Consider the following 16,633-nt stretch of genomic DNA (forward strand, 5'->3'; position numbering starts at 1 on the left):
CGGACGACGCCACCGACGGCTGCAGAGAACGACGTGCGGACGCGGAGGACAAGCTCAACGCGAGAGTGCACGGAGTCGCGACGCAGCCGAGGCGACGTCGTAACTATCACCGGACATCGCCATCACCGCCTTTCGCGCTCCTCGGGGGCCGGGAGGCCCGACCGCCCATGATACGCCTCCGCGCTGGGAGGTCGCGCCGTGGACTCGGGTGCGACCTCGCGTGCGGGGTCGATGGCGCACCTCATAGGCGCGTCCGACGTGCGGATGTGACCCCGCAGCGCAGTCAGCGTGCGGATCTGACCCCGCAGCGCGCGTGCCGGGGGGCGTGGCGGCGCGGATCAGGCGTCGAGGCCCACCAGCTCGGCGCTCCTGCGCCAGAGCGCTTCAGCGAGGGCGGCGTCCTCGGCCTGCGGGTTCACCTTGCTGCTGAGCGTGCGCTCGTCGTAGTACGCGCCGGAGAACCAGGTCTCGTCGGGCGTGCCCTCGATGAACCAGCGCAGGATCGCGCCGCCCTCCTCGGTACTGGTGAGGAGGAGGTGCTTCAGCGGCGTGCGGTAGACCAATCGCATGATCGTCGACGAATCCGCCGCGAAGTTCGTCCGCACGGTGCCGGGGTGGAACGCGACGGCGCTCAGCCCGTCGGGATGGAACTTCGTGTGCAGACTCTTCGTGAACAGCACGTTCGCGAGCTTCGCGTCGCCGTAGGCCTTGTTCGCACTGTACTTCTTGCGGTTGTCGAGGTCGTCGACGTCGATGTGGCCGAAGAGGCGGTGGCCGACGCTCGAGGTGTTGATGACCGCGGCATCCGAGGCCAGCAGGGTCGGCAGCAGCAGGTTCGTCAGCAGGAACGGCGCGAGGTGATTGACCTGGATGGTCTTCTCGAAGCCGTCGACGGTCGGCGTCTGATCGCCGAAGATCCCGCCGGCGTTGTTCGCCAGCACGTCGATGCCGCCGTCGCCGACTGCCTCGGTGAGCTTCGCGGCGAGTTCGCGCACGTCGTCGAGGCGGGCGAAGTCGGCGGTGAAGTGCTCCGCGCCGGTCTCGTCGGCGACGGCCTTCGTCTTCTCGGGGGAGCGGCCGACGAGGATCAGCCGATCGCCGGATGCGGCGAGCTGCCGGGCCGCGGCCGCCCCGATCCCGTCGGATGCTCCGGTGATGACGATCGTCTTCGGGGGCACGGATGACCTCAAGCTCTCTGGTGGGGGCGGGCGGTGTTCTCGGGCGTCATGCGCTCTCGCCCGGCCGACGCAGCGGGTCGGCGGGCGGAGGACGCAGGGGGTCGACGACCGGGATGCGTTCCGGCTCGGCGGCGGGGATGCGTTCCGGTTCGGGGGCGGAGATCTCGCGGGCGACCTGCTTCTCGAGCACCGTGACGGCATCGTCGGAGAGCAGGATGAGGCCGTCGAGTTCTTCCCGCACGCGCTTGTACGCGATGTTGCGCTCGGCCTGCGTCGCGGATTCGTCGATGGCGACCTTCAGCAACTGCTGCGCGCGGTCGAGGCGCTTGCGCTCCGGCTCGGTGAAGGTCGAGTCGCGTAGGCGCCGGGCATCCTTCTCGGCGATCTCGAAGGCGACCGCGTAGTCGCCGACGGCCTGCAGGTATTCGCCGACCTGTTGCTCGCTCACGCGGGAGTCGGCGGACGAGGGGCGCAGCGCATCAGCGGTCTTCTTCGCCCGCAGGAACGCCGCCGTGAGCGGCTGACGTCCGTCGCTCATCGCAGGGAAGGCGATCAGCTTGGCGACGTCGAGTTCGTAATCGAGCCACCGCGCGGTGATCTCGTCGTGCTCGGTGAACAGGCGCCCGAGCAGATCGTTCGAGGGGACGGATGCCGTGGTGTCGACGAACGACGCCCCCCGCCGCGTACCCTGACGCTTCAGTGCCCTGGCCTCGATCTCGGCGGTCTTCAACTGGGCCTTCATGCGCAGCGTCTCGAGTCGGCGCTCGTGCCGGCGTCGCGCGCTGCGCTCCCACGCCTTCGCGGCGCCACCGGCCATGCCCATGAGGGGGAAGACAAGCCACCAGTAGTTCCCGAGCCAGTCGAACAACGGTTCCATGATGTGTTCAGCCTACTTTGCGCGGGTTCGCACTCCACCGCGATCCGTCGCGTCGTCTGCCTGGCCGCGGGTGGGTCGTCCGCTTGGTACCGTCGGAGGATGATCCCCGCGTTCGTGCTGAAGATCGTCCTCTTCGCGATCGCGCTGATCGTGGTCGTGGTGCTGGTGCGCTCGCTGTTCTCGCGATCACCTCCGCCGAACACCCGGACGGAGCGCCTTCGCCTCCCGCGGTGGGTCGCGATCACGGCGGGCGCGCTGCTCGTGCTCGGCCTCCTCGCGTCGCTGCTCGGCTTCGGCAGCGGGAACATGCGCGACCCGGTGCCGTTCCGCATCGCCTCGGTGGTCCTGGTCGCCGCGGGGTTGCTCCTGCTGCTGGCGTACCGCAACTGGTACCTCGCGCCTGGCGCCGACGCGATCGCCTTCCGCACGGTCTTCGGCGTGGAGCGGGTGATCCGCTACCGCGACATCGTCGCGCACCGCACGACGGGACGAGGCCGACGCACGCTGATCGTGACCGCGTCGACCGGCACGCGACTGCGCGTCAACGTGGCCGCCCACGACGTGTCCTCCCTGGTGCGCGCGATCGGCTGACCGGCTGCGGAGCGTCGCTGGGGGCGTCTCAACTCTTCGTGAGGTCTTGCGCGAGCATCACGATGATCCCGCTGGGACCCCGGAGATAGGTGAGCTTGTAGATGTCCTGGTAGTTCGCCACTCCTCTCAGCGGGTGGCAGCCGTGCCGCGCGGCGATCGCCAGGGATTCGTCGATGTCGTCCACGGAGAACGCGATCCGGTGCATCCCGATCTCGTTCGGCACTGTGGGTTCGGTCTCGATCGCCGTGGGGTGGATGTACTCGAACAGCTCGATCCGGCCGTGTCCGTCGGGCGTCTGCAGCACGGCGATCCTGGCGTGGTTTCCGTCCAATCCGACCGCGGTCGATGCCCACTCCCCGCTCACCTCATCGCGCCCGAGCACGGTGAGGCCGAGATCGGTGAAAAAGGAGATGGTCGCTTCGAGGTCGCGCACGGCGATCCCGACGTTCTCGAGTGTGAGGGGCATGAGCCGGATGCTACTCGCCTCACCCGGGTCTCAGTGCCCGAGTTTCTCGGCGCAGCGCACGCAGTACTCCGCGAACGGACGCACCTCGAGCCGTGCGGCAGGGATCGAGTTGCCGCAGTGCGCGCAGATGCCGTAGGTGCCCGCCTCGATCCGGGTGAGGGCGTGATCGACCTGCCGGAGCTCGGAGGCCGCGGCCTCCGCGAGCCCCGTGAGCCGAGACCACTCCGAGGACAGGGTGACGCCCTCGGGGTCGTGTTCGTCGTCATCGTTCGAGCCTTCGCGGTCGTGCATGAGTTCGGCGAGCACGGCGGAACTGCTCGCCACCCGGGCCTCGGCGTGCGCACGCAGCTCCTCGAGCCGCACGCGCGGGTCAGTGCTCATGCGCCCACCCTAAGCGGGGCCGCCGACAGGGCCTCATCGAGGAAGCCCCCGTCCCCCGGTCGCCGCTCTCTCGCCCGTGTGAGCGTCGCGGCCCCGACGATGGCCGGTGACGAACGCCCCCGCCTCGGCGCCCTGACGAGGTCTGGACTTCCGTGTGCGCATCTCGTCGACCGCGGCATCCACGCGATCACGGCGGGAGGCCAGCACGAGCTCCGTGCCGCTGCCGGCATCCTCGATGATCGCTCGTCGACTCTCCCGGATGCGGGTCGACGCGCCCACCCCGAAGCCGCGCACGAACCCGCTGCGCGCGCGGCGCCGGTCGCCCTCGGAGCACTCCGCATACGCCTCGCGGTGCGCGGACCACCACGCTCGCATCGCCACCATGGCCTGCACCTGCAGGCTGGCAGTGAGGGTGTGGGCCTGCCGTGCGTCGGAGGCGTAGCCCACCAGATACAGCATCACGCCGTCGGGGTGCTCGCCGTAGAGCGGACGCACCGTGCCGAGTGCGACCGCCACACCGGCGCCGAGCTCGCGCATGTCCCGCGCATAGACCCCGGTGAAGATCATCCGCTCCGTGACGATCTCCTCCGACGTTCTCCCCGCTTGCCCGCGACGCTCGTCGATTCGCGCCTGCTCGATGCCGTACTTCACCATCAGCCGCTCGGCGTGCTCGGTGAGGGCCTCCGCCTCCGCGGGCGTCGTGCGCTCGGCTTTCGCCAGCAGCTTGGCGATCAGATCCAGCTTCGCTTCACTCATGGGAGCCCCTTTCGTGTTCGCTCCATGGTGCGCCGGGGGCACCCCCATTCGGCCTGTCGATCTCGTGAACGGGGGATGATCTGTGCGGACCGTCGACGTGGGGAGGGCAAGTCACTGGGCTCGTGCACGCCCGCCCGATGGGCACTTCTCCCCCTGGCCGGCATCGAGGCACCGCCGTAGATTCGAGAGCAGCGGTGCTGGGGAGGACCGCTGCATCCCACCCCGGTCGTTGAGTGTCTGCAGCATCACGACGTCTCCTGCTGGGGTGAGAGTCGTCGTCGTGTCGCGCCCGCTCGGCGGCCGGGTCTGCGCCGTGGCGTGCGGACGTCGAGGCGCTCGGGGCGCTCGGGGCCTGCGGGCGTCGGGATTCGGGGCCTTCGGGGGTAGGGCTCCGGCTTCAGGGTCTTCGGCTTCGGGTTTCGGGGCCAGGGCTCAGCGGCTCGCTCCGGGAACCTGCCTTCGGGAGGAGGAATCCGCTTCGGGCGGAGGCGCGGGCTCGAAACCTCCGCCGGACGGCGGGTTCTCCTCCGCAACCTGGTGCCGCACCCTCGCCTTGGGCCAGACATCCGTCGGAGCCCCGGGGCGTCGCATGTGCCCTTCGGGAGGAGGAACATCCCTCGGGCGGAGCTTCAGGCTCGAAACCTCCGCCGATCGCCGAGATCCCCGCCCGAGACGGGAGATCCCCGCCTGAGACGCGCGCCGCACAGTGCCCCAGTGCGTCAGATGGGCAGGAGCGCGATCAGCGTGGCCCCGCCGCCACCGAGGATCAGCGCGACGATGACGGTCCACGCCACGACGCGGATGCGCCGGTTGCGGCGCTCGCCGAGATCGCCGTAGTCCTCGCTCAGCTCAGGCCGGCTCGAGCGCTCCGGCTCCCCGGCCCCGCGACGGTCGAGGTCGCTCATGCGTCACTCCCGGAAGCACCGGCACCAGCACCGGAAGCACCGGCGCCCGCGACCGGCTCCGACACCGTCGGGCCGAAGTACGACGGCAGCGTCGCCCGCGAGCGCTCGCGCAGCTCGTCGGCCGACACCGTGAACACGCCCTGCACCTCGAGCTGCGGCTCGCTGTCGGTCACGCCGATGCGCGCCACCGGGTAGCCGCGACCTTCGCACAGGCCCTGGAACTTCACGTCGTCCTCGCGGGGCACGGTCACGATCACGCGACCGCTCGACTCCGAGAACAGCGCGGATGCGGCATCCACCCCATCGCGCTCGATGATCTCGTTCAGCCACACGCGGGCGCCGACGCCGAAGCGCATGACGCCCTCGGCGAGAGCCTGGGCGAGCCCACCCTCGGAGAGGTCGTGAGCCGAGGAGATCAGCCACTCGTCGCGGGCCGCCGCGAGCAGACCCGCGAGACGCTTCTCCCCGGCGAGGTCGACCTTCGGGGGGAGTCCGCCGAGGTGGTCGTGCACGACGTCGGCCCACGCCGAGCCGGAGAGCTCGGTCGCGGTGGTGCCGAGCAGGTAGATGTTCTGGCCGATGTCCTGCCACCCCGAGGGGATGCGGCGCGAGACGTCGTCGATGATGCCGAGCACGCCGACGAGCGGGGTCGGGTGGATCGGCACGTCACCGGTCTGGTTGTAGAACGAGACGTTGCCGCCCGTGACCGGGGTGCCCAGTTCGTAGCATCCGTCGGCGAGACCGTCGACGGTCTGCCCGAACTGCCACATGACCTCGGGGTTCTCGGGAGAGCCGAAGTTCAGGCAGTCCGTGATCGCGGTGGGCACGGCACCCGTGACGGCGACGTTGCGGTACGCCTCGGCCAGTGCGAGCTGCGCACCCGCGTACGGGTCGAGCTGGCTGTAGCGGCCGTTGGCGTCGGTCGAGATCGCGAAGCCGAGCCCGGACTCCTCGTCGACCCGGATCATGCCGGCGTCGTCGGGGAAGGCGAGCGCCGTGTTGCCGAGCACGTAGTAGTCGTACTGGTTGGTGATCCAGCTCGTGTCGGCGAGGTTCGGCGACGCCACGAGCGCCAGGAACTGCTCGCGCAGCACGTCGGGCTCCGACGAGCGGGGAAGGTTCTCGGCGGCATCCGCCTGCAGGGCGTCGATCCACGCCGGGTACGCGACCGGACGGTCGTAGACGGGGCCGTCGACAGCGACGGTCGAGGGATCGACGTCGACGATGCGCTCGCCCTGCCAGTCGATGATGAGGCGTCCGTCGCCGGTGACCTCACCCAGCACGGACGTCTCGACCTCCCACTTGTCCACGACCGCCATGAACGCGTCGAGCTTCTCGGGAGCGACGATCGCCATCATGCGCTCCTGCGACTCCGACATGAGGATCTCTTCGGCGGTCAGCGTGGGGTCGCGCAGCAGCACGTTGTCGAGCGACACCTTCATGCCGCTGTTGCCGTTGGCCGCGAGCTCGCTGGTCGCGCAGGAGATGCCGGCAGCCCCGAGGTCCTGGATCGCCTCGACGAGCTCGCCCCGGTACAGCTCGAGGCAGCACTCGATGAGCACCTTCTCGGCGAAGGGGTCGCCGACCTGCACCGCGGGGCGCTTGGTCGGACCCGTGGAGTCGAAGGAGTCGGATGCCAGGATGCTGGCGCCGCCGATGCCGTCGCCGCCCGTGCGGGCGCCGAAGAGCACGACCTTGTTGCCGACGCCGGTCGCGTTGGCGAGCTTGAGGTCTTCGTGGCGCAGCACGCCCACCGCGAGGGCGTTCACGAGCGGGTTGGCCTGGTAGACGGAATCGAACACCGTCTCTCCGCCGATATTCGGCAGGCCGAGGCAGTTGCCGTAGAAGCTGATGCCGCTGGTCACGCCGTGCACGACGCGGGCGGTGTCAGGGTGGTCGATCGCACCGAAGCGCAGCGCGTCCATGACCGCGACCGGGCGAGCGCCCATCGAGATGATGTCGCGGACGATGCCGCCGACCCCGGTCGCCGCTCCCTGGAAAGGCTCGATGAAGGAGGGGTGGTTGTGCGACTCGGCCTTGAACGTGACGGCCCAGCCCTCGCCGACGTCGACGACGCCCGCGTTCTGGCCCATGCCGACCATGAGGCGTTCCTTCATCTCGTCGGAGACCTTCTGGCCGAAGCGGCGCAGGTAGTTCTTCGACGACTTGTAGGAGCAGTGCTCCGACCACATGACGGAGTACATCGCCAGCTCGCCCGACGTGGGGCGGCGGCCGAGGATCTCGCGGATCTTCGCGTACTCGTCGTCCTTGAGGCCGAGGGCGCCGTACGGCTGCTCCTTCTCGGGCGTCGCGGTCGCGTTCTCGACGGAATCGGGAACGTGCTGAGAAGAAGGTGCAGGGGCGGTGGTCACGCGCACTCCAAAGGAAGGGGCCGGCGGGGCGGCTCCAGTCTACCGGCCGGGGGTGGGCAGGCCGCATGCGGGGGTAGGCGGCATCGGATGCCGGTCCGGCCGCGTGCACGATTCAGTCAGAACGCCGCGTCATGAACCAGCTTCCCGCCTGAATCCGGGAGGCTGCCCTCGCGCCGAGCGGATTCTTCCTGAATTGTGTACGCCGCCCGTCCGAGCCCGCGGCTCCGGCGACGGGCGTCATCCGCGGAAACGCACGAGGCGTCGGAGGGGGATGGTCCGTATCTTGGGGCAGATGAACGAGGACTGTCCGCCTTCGCATCCGCTAGACGCCCGCTCCCGCCTTCAGCTCGACCGGCCGCACAGTCGCAAATGGAGCCTGCACCCCGGGAGCATCGGCGCGTGGGTCGCCGAGATGGACTTCGGCGTCGCCCCCGAGATCGCCGCGGCCCTGCAGCGGGCGATCACGGAGGAGAACCTCGGCTACCTCTCGCCCCCGGTCGCGGCCGAGCTCGGTGCCGCCACCGCCGACTGGATGCAGGCCGAGTACGGGTGGGCGGTGGACCCCGAGCGGGTGCACCACGTGTCGGACGTGATGGCCGCGCTCGGAGTCGCGGTGCGGGAGTACTCGCCCGAGGGATCCGCCGTCATCGTGCCCACGCCGGCCTATATGCCCTTTCTGACATACCTTCCCGCGGTCGGGCATCCGGTCATCGAGGTGCCGGGGGTCGAGGTCGACGGGCGCTGGCGGCACGACCTGCAGCGCATCGACGAGGCCTTCGCCGCGGGCGCACGAACGCTCGTCCTGTGCAATCCGCACAACCCGACCGGCACCGTCGCCGACCGCGCGGAACTCGAGGCGATCGCCGAGATCGTCGAGCGTCACGGAGGTCGGGTCTTCGCCGACGAGATCCACGCTCCGCTGCGCTACGAGGGTCGCCCGTTCGTCCCCTACGCCTCGGTGTCGGATGCCGCGGCCTCCCACACCGTCACGGGCACGAGCGCGTCGAAGGCGTGGAACATCCCGGGGCTCAAGGCGGCGCAACTGATCACGTCCAACGACGTCGACCAGCAGCGCTACCGGCGCTTCGGCTTCTCGGTGCACCACGGCGCCTCCACTCTGGGCGTGGTCGCCTCGACCGCCGCCTACCGGGAGGGCCGGCCCTGGCTCGACGGCGTGATCGACTACCTCGACGGTTCCCGCCAGGTGCTCGGAGAGCTGGTCGCCGAGCACCTGCCCGGTGCCGTCTTCCGCGCGCCGGACGCCACGTACATCGGGTGGATCGACACCCGCGCGCTCGAGCTCCCCGGCTCCCCGGCCGACTTCTTCCGCGACCGGGCCGGCGTCGTGCTCACCGACGGACGTCTGCTCGGGCACGGCTCCGAGCAGTTCGTGCGGATCGTGTTCGCGACGCCGCGTCCGATCCTCGCCGAGGCGCTCGCGGCGATGGGGAACGCGGTGCGGGCACGCTGACGTCCGCCGCAGCGACAGGCGTAACATCGCCCTCGAGGTGCGCAGGTCGCACCGTCGGCCGCGGCCGATCGTGAAGGCAACCGGAGGGAACGCGATGCAACTGGCGATGGTCGGACTCGGACGGATGGGCGCGAACATCGTTCGCCGGTTGATGCGTGACGGACACGAATGCGTCGTGTACGACGTGAACCCGGATGCGGTGGCGGCGCTCGTCGCCGAAGGGGCCGTCGGCGCCGACAGCATGGCCGATCTGGCCGCGAAGCTCGAGGCCCCGCGTGCGGTCTGGATGATGGTGCCCGCCTCGCTGACCGGACGCGTGGCCGACGACGTCGCCGCCGTGCTGGAACCGGGCGACACCCTGATCGACGGCGGCAACTCGAACTACCGCGACGACGTGCGGCGCGCGGCGGCGTTCCGCGAGAAGGGCATCGACTACATCGACGTCGGCACGAGCGGCGGCGTCTTCGGCCTCGATCGCGGCTACTGCCTCATGGTCGGCGGGCCGGATGCCGCGGTGCAGCGCCTCGAGCCGATCCTGCGCACGGTCGCACCGGGGCCGGGCGAGATCGAGCGCACGCCGGGACGCACGGGAGACTTCGCCCCCGAGGAGCAGGGGTATCTGCACTGCGGTCCCTCCGGCGCCGGACACTTCGTCAAGATGGTGCACAACGGCATCGAGTACGGCATCATGGCCGCGCTCGCCGAGGGGCTCAACCTGCTGCAGAACGCGGATGCCGGCATCCGTGAGGCCCAGCACTCCGCCGAGATCGCGCCGCTCGAGGAGCCCGAGTTCTACCAGTTCCCGATCGACACCGCCAAGGTCTCCGAGCTCTGGCGGCGCGGGTCGGTCGTGTCGTCGTGGCTGCTCGACCTCACCGCCGCGGCGCTGACCGAGAATCCGACGCTCGACGGGCTGGCGGGGCGGGTGTCCGACTCCGGCGAGGGGCGCTGGACCGTCAAGGCGGCCGTCGATGTGGGGGTGCCGGTGCCCGTGCTCGCGGCATCCCTGTTCGAGCGGTTCGCCTCACGCGGCGAGGACCACTTCGCCAACCAGGTGCTCTCGGCCATGCGGCTGCAGTTCGGCGGGCACCAGGAGCTTCCCGCCGGAGACGTGCTGGAGGCCGGGAGTCGGCGGTCGGAGTCGGGCACCGCCAGCTGAGGTCCTGTCAAGGGTTCGATTTCCTCCGCGCGGAGACGTAAAAAGGAAGGTGAGAGAAAGGACCCCCGCATGGCTGCAGGCGACATCGAGACCTATCGACGAGACGGCATCTGGTTCAACCGCATCGAAGGGGAAGCGCGCACTCTCGGCTCCGGCTTCGTCACCGAGGACGAGGCGGTCAAGGTCGGCCGCAGCGCCGCGGTGACCCGCCAGGTCGCCCACACGGTGCGCAGCGACGAGGGCCCCTCGCAGGACGACAGCGGGTACGACCGCCACCCGCGCGACCTCATCGGCTGACATGCCCACGCCGTTCGGCGGTTCCACCCCGCGCCGGATGCTGCTGCAGGTCTGCGTCAACGGCGCGCGCCCGGTGGCGCAGCATCCGTGGTTGAGTGCCGATCCGTCGGTCGTCGCCGTCGATGCGGCGCGGGCCGTGGACGCCGGGGCGCAGGAGGTCCATCTGCACCCGAAGGACGCGGAGGGCCTCGACAGCGTCGCGCCGGACGATGTCGCGCGATGGGTGCGCGCCGTACGGGCCGTGTGTCCGGATGTGCCGCTGGGCGTGACGACCGGTGAGTGGGCCGAGCTCGACGTCGAACGCCGGGTCGCCGCGATCGAGGCGTGGACGGAGCTGCCCGACTTCGCGTCGGTGAACTGGCACGAGGCGGGAGCGGATGCCGTCGCCACCGCCCTGCACGCCCGCGGGGTCGCCGTCGAGGCGGGCATCTGGGACGGCGCGGGGCTCGACGCCTGGCGCCGCTCGACCGCCCCCGGTGCCTACCGGCGCGTGCTGATCGAGCTCCCCGACGATGCCGCCGGCGAGGTGCGCGCGCACGCACAGGGGCTCATCGCGCATGTCACCCGCGTGAAGCCGGGGGTGCCGATCCTGCTGCACGGCGAGGACCGGTCGGCCTGGCCGGCCGTCGATCTGGCGGTCGCGTGGCACCTCGACACCCGCATCGGTTTGGAGGACTGTCTCACCCTGCCCGACGGACGGACCGCCATCGGAAACGCCGCCCTCGTCCGCGCCGCCCTCGCGCGGATGCGGGCCTGAGGGCGGGGCGCCGGGGTCCGGGGCCCGATGCCCGATGCGAGCTCGAAACCGCACCGCCCGGGGCTGAATGCGATGCGTTTCCGACCCGCTACTGCACCGACCACCCGCCGTCCGACGCCAGCACGGCCCCGTTGATGTTCACGGCGTCGTCCGACAGCAGGAACGTGATCGACGCGGCCAGGTGTTCCGCGGTCGCGACGGTCGGGATCGCCTGCTGGAACGGTGCCAACCGGCCCGATCCGTACTCCGACATGTGCGGGGGCATCGGGATGCCGGTGGCGACGCCGCCCGGTGCGACCGAGTTCACGCGGATGCCCTTCGGTCCGTACATGAACGCCGCGGATTTCGTGACGCCGATGATGCCGTGCTTGCTCGCGGTGTAGGCGTTGCCCGAGGCGTTTCCGCGCAGGCCTGCCTCGCTCGAGACGTTGAGGATCGCGCCGCGTCCGGCTGCCTCCATGAGGGGCAGCACGGCGCGCATGAGCTTGAACGGCGCGGTGAGGTTGATCGCGATGACGCGGTCCCACACGGCATCCGTCGTCTCGCCCGCGGGGGAGAAGTCGTCGTTGATGCCGGCGATGTTCGCGAGGCCGTCGATGCGGTCACCGGCCGCGGCGAGGACGGCGTCGATCGGCTCCTGCTGGGTGAGGTCTCCGGCGACGACGGTGATGTCGGCATCCGCGAGCTCGGCCTTCAGGGCGTCGAGCTTCTCGGCGGCGATGTCGCTGGCGATCACGCGCCCGCCTTCCCGGGCGATGCGCGAGGCGGTCGCCTTGCCGATGCCGGAGGCCGCGCCGGTGACGATCACCGTCTTGCCGGCGAAACGTCCGGCGGTGGGCTTCTCTGTCCAGCCGGCGGAGTCATCGTCGGTCGGGATCTCGCCACCGTTGGCCGCGCGCACGAGGTCGTCGACGACCGACTGCGGCATGGCGCCCTGGCTCATCGGCACGAGCTGCTGCAGCGGGAGTCCGAGCACGGGGGTGAGGAGTGAGGGGTCGGCGCCCGTCTTCTCGAAGAGGCTGCGGATCAGCGGCCCGCCGACCTCGTCGTTCAGCCAGTCGCCGATGGTGGAGTGTGCGGTGAGGGCCATGCTCGTTCTCCTTGTTCGGGTTACGCAACGGTGCGTCTACTTATTTTTCAGCATACGCCTGAGTACGCTCGGATGGTGCCCCGTCCTCGCAGTGAGAAAGCCCGCCGGTCCGTGCTGGACGCGATGCGCGCGGCCCTGTCGGCGGGCGGATACGAGGCTGTGACGATCGAGGGCCTCGCGGATGCCGCGGGCGTCTCGAAGCAGACGATCTACCGGTGGTGGCCGTCGAAGGCCGCGATCCTCGGCGAGGCGCTGCTTGAGGGGTCGGTGCCGGGGGCGGATGTCGCGGTGCCGATGACCGACGACCTCGATGCCGACCTCCGGGCCTGGTTCGCGGCGATGAGCGCGTCGCTCGGCGACCCCGAGGGCGTGGCGATCGCGCGGGCGCTGATCGTGATCACGGCATCCGATCCCGCGCTCGGGCTGGCGTTGAACGAGAGGCTCGCGGCGCCGATCCGCGAGTGGGTCGCGGCTCGCGTGGCCTCGGCGGTGTCGGCCGGCGACGTGAGGGCGGATGCGGATGCCGCCGCGATCGCGGACCAGTTCATCGCGATGGCGAGCTACGCCGCGCTGCTCGGTCGTCCGCTGGATGAGGAGCGCGTGGATGCCACGGTCGCGGTGCTGCTGCGGGGGATCTCTGCGGGCTAGCCGTGAGGGGTCGCGATCGGACCAAGTCCCGACGCTCGTGACGAGCGCGATAATCGGTACGTGCGAGATCCCGAGCTGAAGCGCCCCGTCATGTCGATCGAGTTGCTGCTCGATCCGGCGACGGAGGCGGCTGTCCGAGCGGAGTGGGAAGTGCTCGCCGCACACGGGATGTCGAGCCTCGCGCCGCACACCTCGGCGAGCAACCGGCCCCACGTGACCCTCCTCGCCCGAAGCGATCTGGCCGCGTTCGACGCGCGGACCCTCGCCGAGTGTTCGTCGTTCGCGGTCACGCTCGGCGCCCCTGTGCTGTTCGGTGCGGGCGAGCGTCGCGTGCTGGCGCGTGGCATCGTGCCGACCGTCGAGCTCCTCGACATCCACGCAGCAGTCCACGCTCTGGCCGGCGGCGGAGACGACGCCCCGCACACGGCGCCGGGCGCGTGGACGCCGCACGTCACCCTCGGTCGCCGGCTGCGCACCGTCGACCTCGCGGGCGCTCTCGATCACGTGGGTGGCGAGATCCAGGGACGTGCCACGGGCCTGCGACTCTGGAACCCGGTGACCGCGACCGTCACCGACCTCGCCACCTTCGCCTGACCGCCCGGATGAACCGGCGCGGGGCGTCATGACCCGGGCCGACACCGCTGAGACGGGCCCCGCCTGACCTGCCCGCGCGGTCAGCGCGACCGGATCCGGGCGAGATCGGCGTCGTCGATGTCTTGGAAGCCGATGGCGATGGGGGCGAGGCGCGCGGTCTGCGCGGCTCCGTCGGCGTCGGTGTAGTCCAGCGCCGGGCTGATCACGTGGAAGTCGGCGGTGTCGGTGCACGTCAGCGTGATGCGGAGGGACGGCGATTCCTGGTCGAGCGTGGCGTCGTCGACCTCCACGTCGGGCGAGCCCGTGCGGAATTCGGTGACGGCAGTCACGGTGTCGGGGACGGGCAGGTCGGCGCTGGTGCAGCCGGCCATCGCGGCGACTTCGGCCTTCGTGTCGGCGGTGGCGAAGTCATCGGGTGCGGCTTCGGCGAGGGTCCAGGAGCCGACGTCGACGGACACGGGCTCCGTGGCGTCGGCGTAGATGAGTCCGACGGAGTCGAACGTGAGGCCCTCGTCGGCGCTGAGCTCGAGGGTGATGTTGCCCAGGTGGTAGCCGCCGGACCCGTCGCCGCGGATGACGTCGAACTCACCCGGGCCGACGGAAGCATCACCGGGCAGCGCGATGCCGGAGAGGTCGGTCCAGATCGGGTCGCCGTCGCTCGCGACGAAGATGAGGTTGACCGGATACGTGTCGCCGGCGGGCACGACGACGTTCGCCGAGGTGAGGGCGAATGCCGGGGGCTCGACCGGCTCGGAGGAGCAGGACACGGCGGCGACCGCGATCGCACCGAGTGCGATCGCGGCCGTCGTCGTGCGAGGTGTGGGCGTCATTGTCACTGGTAGTAGACGACGAGGTACTGGTTCTTCGTCGGAGAGGAGAGGTAGCCGTACTTCCAGGTGGCTCCGGAGACGGGCTTTCCGTTCTGATGGTATGCCGACTTCACGTAGTAGCGGTTGTAGTCGGAGGCGAGGCCGAGCTTCGAGTACTTGCTGCTGCTCGCGGCGATGTTGACCGTGATCGAGTAGGTCTTGGTGACGCTCGCGCTGACGCCGATGTTGCTCGAGGCGCCGGACGCGGTGACTCCCATGCCGGACGTGATCGTGGCCCCGACCGTGGTCGATGAGTTCCAGGAGTAGCCGGTCGAGCGGGCCCAGGCGCCGGTGAGGTAGCGGACGAACTTCTTCTGCTGGAGGGTCGGGCCGCTCACCTTCACGGCCTTCATCACGGGTGCGCCGCACACGACGCAGGTCGGTGTGATCCCCTGCGCCGGCGTCGTGGCGTCGTCGGTGTCGTCCTCACCGATGGTCCCGAGCGTCGCGGAGCTGATGCCCGACGACACCGCTCGCGTGTCGACGATCGTCCCCGTCGCGGCGGAGGCCGACGAGGCGCCCGTCAGTGTCAGCATCCCGATCGCGACGGCGGCGATCAGCGCCGTGGCCTGTGTGCGTGTCTTCATCTGCGTCCCCAGTCTCCGTATGTGGTGGCTTCTTATGAGCCATAGAAGCCTACATATGAGGACGAAAGCAATATACTTGAACACAAGGGGGCCGCTCGGCGTGCCGGCGCTCTGCCGGCTCAGGATGCGAGAGGCGTGGTCCGCCCGTCCGCGAACCGGGCCTGCGCCCGGTCGTGCCGCTTCCCTACCGCGACCATCTCCGTCGCCTTCGGAAGCCCCATCGGCTTGGTCGAGACGTAGATGCTCTCGGCGCGGTCGACGAGGAAGGTCTCGTGCCAGATGCCGACCGCTCCCGGGGCCTTGCGCGCCCGCGTGTTGAAGCGGGTCCAGGCGGGGCGGTGCTCCTGGGTGGGGGCGGACGCATAGGCGTAGAGCTTGTCGGTCGATGACCAGTACTGCACCACATAGGGGCCGCCGGCGCCGAGCAGCAACTCATAGCCGAGGAAGCCCGAGTCGGGGTCGATGGAGAGCTCGCGCAGCATCCGGGGCATGGCGGCGAACACCGGCATCCACAGGTCGGGGCGCCACCAGCGGTTGATCTGCATCCCGATGTGGAAGACGACGAGCTCGCCCTCGTGGCGGTGCGTCATGCGTCCTGCGATGACCTTCGACATGGTGTCTCCTCGATTGGATAGCTGCACTATCCATAATGGATAGCACTACTATCGAAGTCAAGAGGTGGTCATGAGAATTTCCGAACTGTCAGCCCAGACGGGTGTGACCGTGCCGACGATCAAGTACTACCTGCGCGAGGGACTGCTGCCTGAGGGTGAGCGCAGTGCGCCGACCCAGGCCGCGTACGGCGAGCGGCACGTGGAGCGGCTGCGGGTGATCCGGGCGCTGCTCGATGCGGGGGTGAGCATCGCCGAGACGCGGCGGGTGCTGGCGGCGCTGGATGATCCGCCCGAGAACGCGCACGACCTGTTGGGGACTGCGCATGCGGCGATCACTCCGCCGGTGGATGAGGCGCTGGATCTGACGGAGGCCGAGCGCCTCGTCGAAGGGCTCGGGTGGAAGCCGGGGATGTGCGACGAGGCCGTGCTCAACGCGGTCGCGCGGGCACTGCAGGGGCTGGAGAGTGCGGGATTCGTCGTGCCGGATGCCGCGATGACGGAGTACCTCGCGAGCATGCGGAGGATCGCGGATGCCGAGATCGCCGGGGTGCCGACGGAGTCCGCGGAGGCGGCGGTGCGGTACGTGGTGCTGGGGTCAGTGTTGGTGGAGCCGTTGTTGTTGGCGTTGCGGCGGGTGGCGCAGCAGGTGAGTTCGGGGGACAGGTTCGGCGAGCGGTATCAATGAGCTGCTCGGCCTCGGATCTCGGCGCTCGCTGCTCGACTCGTGGAGATTGTCGATATAAGAGTCGTCCTGGCGGTCAGTCCAAGGGTTTCCGGAACAGGTCCTCAACTTGTACTCAACACGCTTGCGCAGTCGAGATGAGCACCCCAGTGTTCTTGTAATCGAGATCGGCCACGAACCGAGGCCGGACTCCGATCAGTATTTCGACGAATCGAGCTGTTCTTGCGCAACAGCAATCCCGAGTGTCGCGAACGGCGCGCGGACCTCGCCTCGCTGTTCTAGAGAAACCGTCTCCGACGCTCGTCAGCGCTCGGGCTTTCCTCAGGTGCGACGAAGAGC

General features: G+C 69.8%; 19 protein-coding genes. 8 read left to right on the forward strand and 11 right to left on the reverse strand.

All coding sequences use genetic code 11. The features are described from left to right. Positions 1-338: 338 nt before the first annotated feature. Both ACWA14_RS00860 and ACWA14_RS00865 read right to left on the reverse strand, forming a co-directional pair. Complete coding sequence (locus tag ACWA14_RS00860) at positions 339-1,178, reverse strand: SDR family NAD(P)-dependent oxidoreductase (RefSeq protein WP_463795554.1); 840 nt, start codon at positions 1,176-1,178, stop codon at positions 339-341. Positions 1,179-1,224: 46 nt separating this feature from the next. Beyond that, positions 1,225-2,055, reverse strand: a complete 831-nt coding sequence (locus ACWA14_RS00865) for a hypothetical protein (RefSeq protein ID WP_463795555.1) — start codon at positions 2,053-2,055, stop codon at positions 1,225-1,227. A 99-nt stretch (positions 2,056-2,154) separates the two neighbouring features. Here ACWA14_RS00865 and ACWA14_RS00870 point away from each other — a divergent pair, with 99 nt between their 5' ends. Next, a complete protein-coding gene (locus ACWA14_RS00870) occupies positions 2,155-2,646 on the forward strand; it encodes a hypothetical protein (RefSeq protein ID WP_463795556.1) in 492 nt (163 codons plus the stop codon). Between the two features lie 28 nt (positions 2,647-2,674). Here ACWA14_RS00870 and ACWA14_RS00875 read toward each other — a convergent pair whose 3' ends face one another. The 5 genes from ACWA14_RS00875 to purL all read right to left on the reverse strand — a co-directional run bounded on the left by ACWA14_RS00875 (position 2,675) and on the right by purL (position 7,526). After that, positions 2,675-3,112, reverse strand: coding sequence for a VOC family protein (locus ACWA14_RS00875; protein ID WP_463795557.1), 438 nt, complete (start codon positions 3,110-3,112; stop codon positions 2,675-2,677). A 30-nt stretch (positions 3,113-3,142) separates the two neighbouring features. Further along, complete coding sequence (locus ACWA14_RS00880; protein WP_463795558.1) at positions 3,143-3,493, reverse strand: TraR/DksA family transcriptional regulator; 351 nt, start codon at positions 3,491-3,493, stop codon at positions 3,143-3,145. Between the two features lie 33 nt (positions 3,494-3,526). Next, positions 3,527-4,249 carry a DUF2786 domain-containing protein gene (locus ACWA14_RS00885; RefSeq protein ID WP_463795559.1) on the reverse strand — a complete coding sequence of 241 codons (723 nt, stop codon included), beginning with the start codon at positions 4,247-4,249 and terminating at the stop codon, positions 3,527-3,529. Positions 4,250-4,968: 719 nt separating this feature from the next. Continuing rightward, positions 4,969-5,154: a hypothetical protein gene (locus ACWA14_RS00890; RefSeq protein ID WP_463795560.1), complete on the reverse strand. Its 186-nt coding sequence runs from the start codon at positions 5,152-5,154 to the stop codon at positions 4,969-4,971. Further along, entirely contained in the window at positions 5,151-7,526 is a 2,376-nt protein-coding gene (gene purL, locus ACWA14_RS00895) for a phosphoribosylformylglycinamidine synthase subunit PurL (protein WP_463795561.1), read from the reverse strand. The genes ACWA14_RS00890 and purL overlap by 4 nt, the downstream gene beginning before the upstream one ends. Before the next feature lie 412 nt (positions 7,527-7,938). Between purL and ACWA14_RS00900 the strand changes: the two genes are divergently transcribed. The 4 genes from ACWA14_RS00900 (at position 7,939) to ACWA14_RS00915 (ending at position 11,210) form a co-directional block, all read left to right on the forward strand. Continuing rightward, positions 7,939-8,997: a MalY/PatB family protein gene (locus ACWA14_RS00900; protein ID WP_463795562.1), complete on the forward strand. Its 1,059-nt coding sequence runs from the start codon at positions 7,939-7,941 to the stop codon at positions 8,995-8,997. Between the two features lie 94 nt (positions 8,998-9,091). Beyond that, a complete protein-coding gene (gene gnd / locus ACWA14_RS00905) occupies positions 9,092-10,156 on the forward strand; it encodes a phosphogluconate dehydrogenase (NAD(+)-dependent, decarboxylating) (protein WP_463795563.1) in 1,065 nt (354 codons plus the stop codon). A gap of 69 nt (positions 10,157-10,225) precedes the next feature. After that, positions 10,226-10,453, forward strand: a complete 228-nt coding sequence (locus ACWA14_RS00910) for a hypothetical protein (protein WP_463795564.1) — start codon at positions 10,226-10,228, stop codon at positions 10,451-10,453. Between the two features lies 1 nt (position 10,454). Continuing rightward, positions 10,455-11,210 (forward strand): 3-keto-5-aminohexanoate cleavage protein, encoded by a 756-nt coding sequence (locus ACWA14_RS00915; RefSeq protein ID WP_463795565.1) that lies wholly within the window; start codon positions 10,455-10,457, stop codon positions 11,208-11,210. A gap of 88 nt (positions 11,211-11,298) precedes the next feature. Here the strand turns inward: ACWA14_RS00915 and ACWA14_RS00920 are convergent, their stop codons facing one another. Next, positions 11,299-12,300, reverse strand: coding sequence for an SDR family NAD(P)-dependent oxidoreductase (locus ACWA14_RS00920; RefSeq protein WP_463795566.1), 1,002 nt, complete (start codon positions 12,298-12,300; stop codon positions 11,299-11,301). A gap of 75 nt (positions 12,301-12,375) precedes the next feature. Between ACWA14_RS00920 and ACWA14_RS00925 the strand changes: the two genes are divergently transcribed. Next, entirely contained in the window at positions 12,376-12,948 is a 573-nt protein-coding gene (locus ACWA14_RS00925; RefSeq protein ID WP_463795567.1) for a TetR/AcrR family transcriptional regulator, read from the forward strand. Positions 12,949-13,008: 60 nt separating this feature from the next. Continuing rightward, on the forward strand, positions 13,009-13,542 hold the full coding sequence (locus ACWA14_RS00930; protein WP_463795568.1) for a 2'-5' RNA ligase family protein: 534 nt from the start codon (positions 13,009-13,011) through the stop codon (positions 13,540-13,542). Between the two features lie 80 nt (positions 13,543-13,622). On the opposite strand, the gene ACWA14_RS00935 is transcribed toward ACWA14_RS00930, so the two are convergent. The 3 genes from ACWA14_RS00935 to ACWA14_RS00945 all read right to left on the reverse strand — a co-directional run bounded on the left by ACWA14_RS00935 (position 13,623) and on the right by ACWA14_RS00945 (position 15,612). Further along, on the reverse strand, positions 13,623-14,372 hold the full coding sequence (locus tag ACWA14_RS00935) for a hypothetical protein (protein WP_463795569.1): 750 nt from the start codon (positions 14,370-14,372) through the stop codon (positions 13,623-13,625). A 2-nt stretch (positions 14,373-14,374) separates the two neighbouring features. After that, positions 14,375-14,998, reverse strand: a complete 624-nt coding sequence (locus tag ACWA14_RS00940) for a hypothetical protein (protein WP_463795570.1) — start codon at positions 14,996-14,998, stop codon at positions 14,375-14,377. A 119-nt stretch (positions 14,999-15,117) separates the two neighbouring features. Next, complete coding sequence (locus ACWA14_RS00945) at positions 15,118-15,612, reverse strand: DUF4188 domain-containing protein (protein WP_463795571.1); 495 nt, start codon at positions 15,610-15,612, stop codon at positions 15,118-15,120. 70 nt (positions 15,613-15,682) lie between these two features. On the opposite strand from ACWA14_RS00945, the gene ACWA14_RS00950 reads away from it, so the two are divergent. Continuing rightward, complete coding sequence (locus ACWA14_RS00950) at positions 15,683-16,297, forward strand: MerR family transcriptional regulator (protein ID WP_463795572.1); 615 nt, start codon at positions 15,683-15,685, stop codon at positions 16,295-16,297. Positions 16,298-16,633 lie beyond the last annotated feature (336 nt).

This window comes from Microbacterium sp. TW_SC_2 (assembly GCF_055361165.1).

Coding starts and splice junctions, on each gene's coding strand:
- ACWA14_RS00865 (WP_463795555.1), bottom strand. CDS start 2,055: ATGGAACCGTTGTTCGACTGGCTCGGGAACTACTGGTGGCTTGTCTTC.
- ACWA14_RS00870 (WP_463795556.1), top strand. CDS start 2,155: ATGATCCCCGCGTTCGTGCTGAAGATCGTCCTCTTCGCGATCGCGCTG.
- ACWA14_RS00875 (WP_463795557.1), bottom strand. CDS start 3,112: ATGCCCCTCACACTCGAGAACGTCGGGATCGCCGTGCGCGACCTCGAA.
- ACWA14_RS00880 (WP_463795558.1), bottom strand. CDS start 3,493: ATGAGCACTGACCCGCGCGTGCGGCTCGAGGAGCTGCGTGCGCACGCC.
- ACWA14_RS00885 (WP_463795559.1), bottom strand. CDS start 4,249: ATGAGTGAAGCGAAGCTGGATCTGATCGCCAAGCTGCTGGCGAAAGCC.
- ACWA14_RS00890 (WP_463795560.1), bottom strand. CDS start 5,154: ATGAGCGACCTCGACCGTCGCGGGGCCGGGGAGCCGGAGCGCTCGAGC.
- ACWA14_RS00900 (WP_463795562.1), top strand. CDS start 7,939: ATGGACTTCGGCGTCGCCCCCGAGATCGCCGCGGCCCTGCAGCGGGCG.
- gnd (WP_463795563.1), top strand. CDS start 9,092: ATGCAACTGGCGATGGTCGGACTCGGACGGATGGGCGCGAACATCGTT.
- ACWA14_RS00910 (WP_463795564.1), top strand. CDS start 10,226: ATGGCTGCAGGCGACATCGAGACCTATCGACGAGACGGCATCTGGTTC.
- ACWA14_RS00915 (WP_463795565.1), top strand. CDS start 10,455: ATGCCCACGCCGTTCGGCGGTTCCACCCCGCGCCGGATGCTGCTGCAG.
- ACWA14_RS00920 (WP_463795566.1), bottom strand. CDS start 12,300: ATGGCCCTCACCGCACACTCCACCATCGGCGACTGGCTGAACGACGAG.
- ACWA14_RS00935 (WP_463795569.1), bottom strand. CDS start 14,372: ATGACGCCCACACCTCGCACGACGACGGCCGCGATCGCACTCGGTGCG.
- ACWA14_RS00940 (WP_463795570.1), bottom strand. CDS start 14,998: ATGAAGACACGCACACAGGCCACGGCGCTGATCGCCGCCGTCGCGATC.
- ACWA14_RS00945 (WP_463795571.1), bottom strand. CDS start 15,612: ATGTCGAAGGTCATCGCAGGACGCATGACGCACCGCCACGAGGGCGAG.
- ACWA14_RS00950 (WP_463795572.1), top strand. CDS start 15,683: ATGAGAATTTCCGAACTGTCAGCCCAGACGGGTGTGACCGTGCCGACG.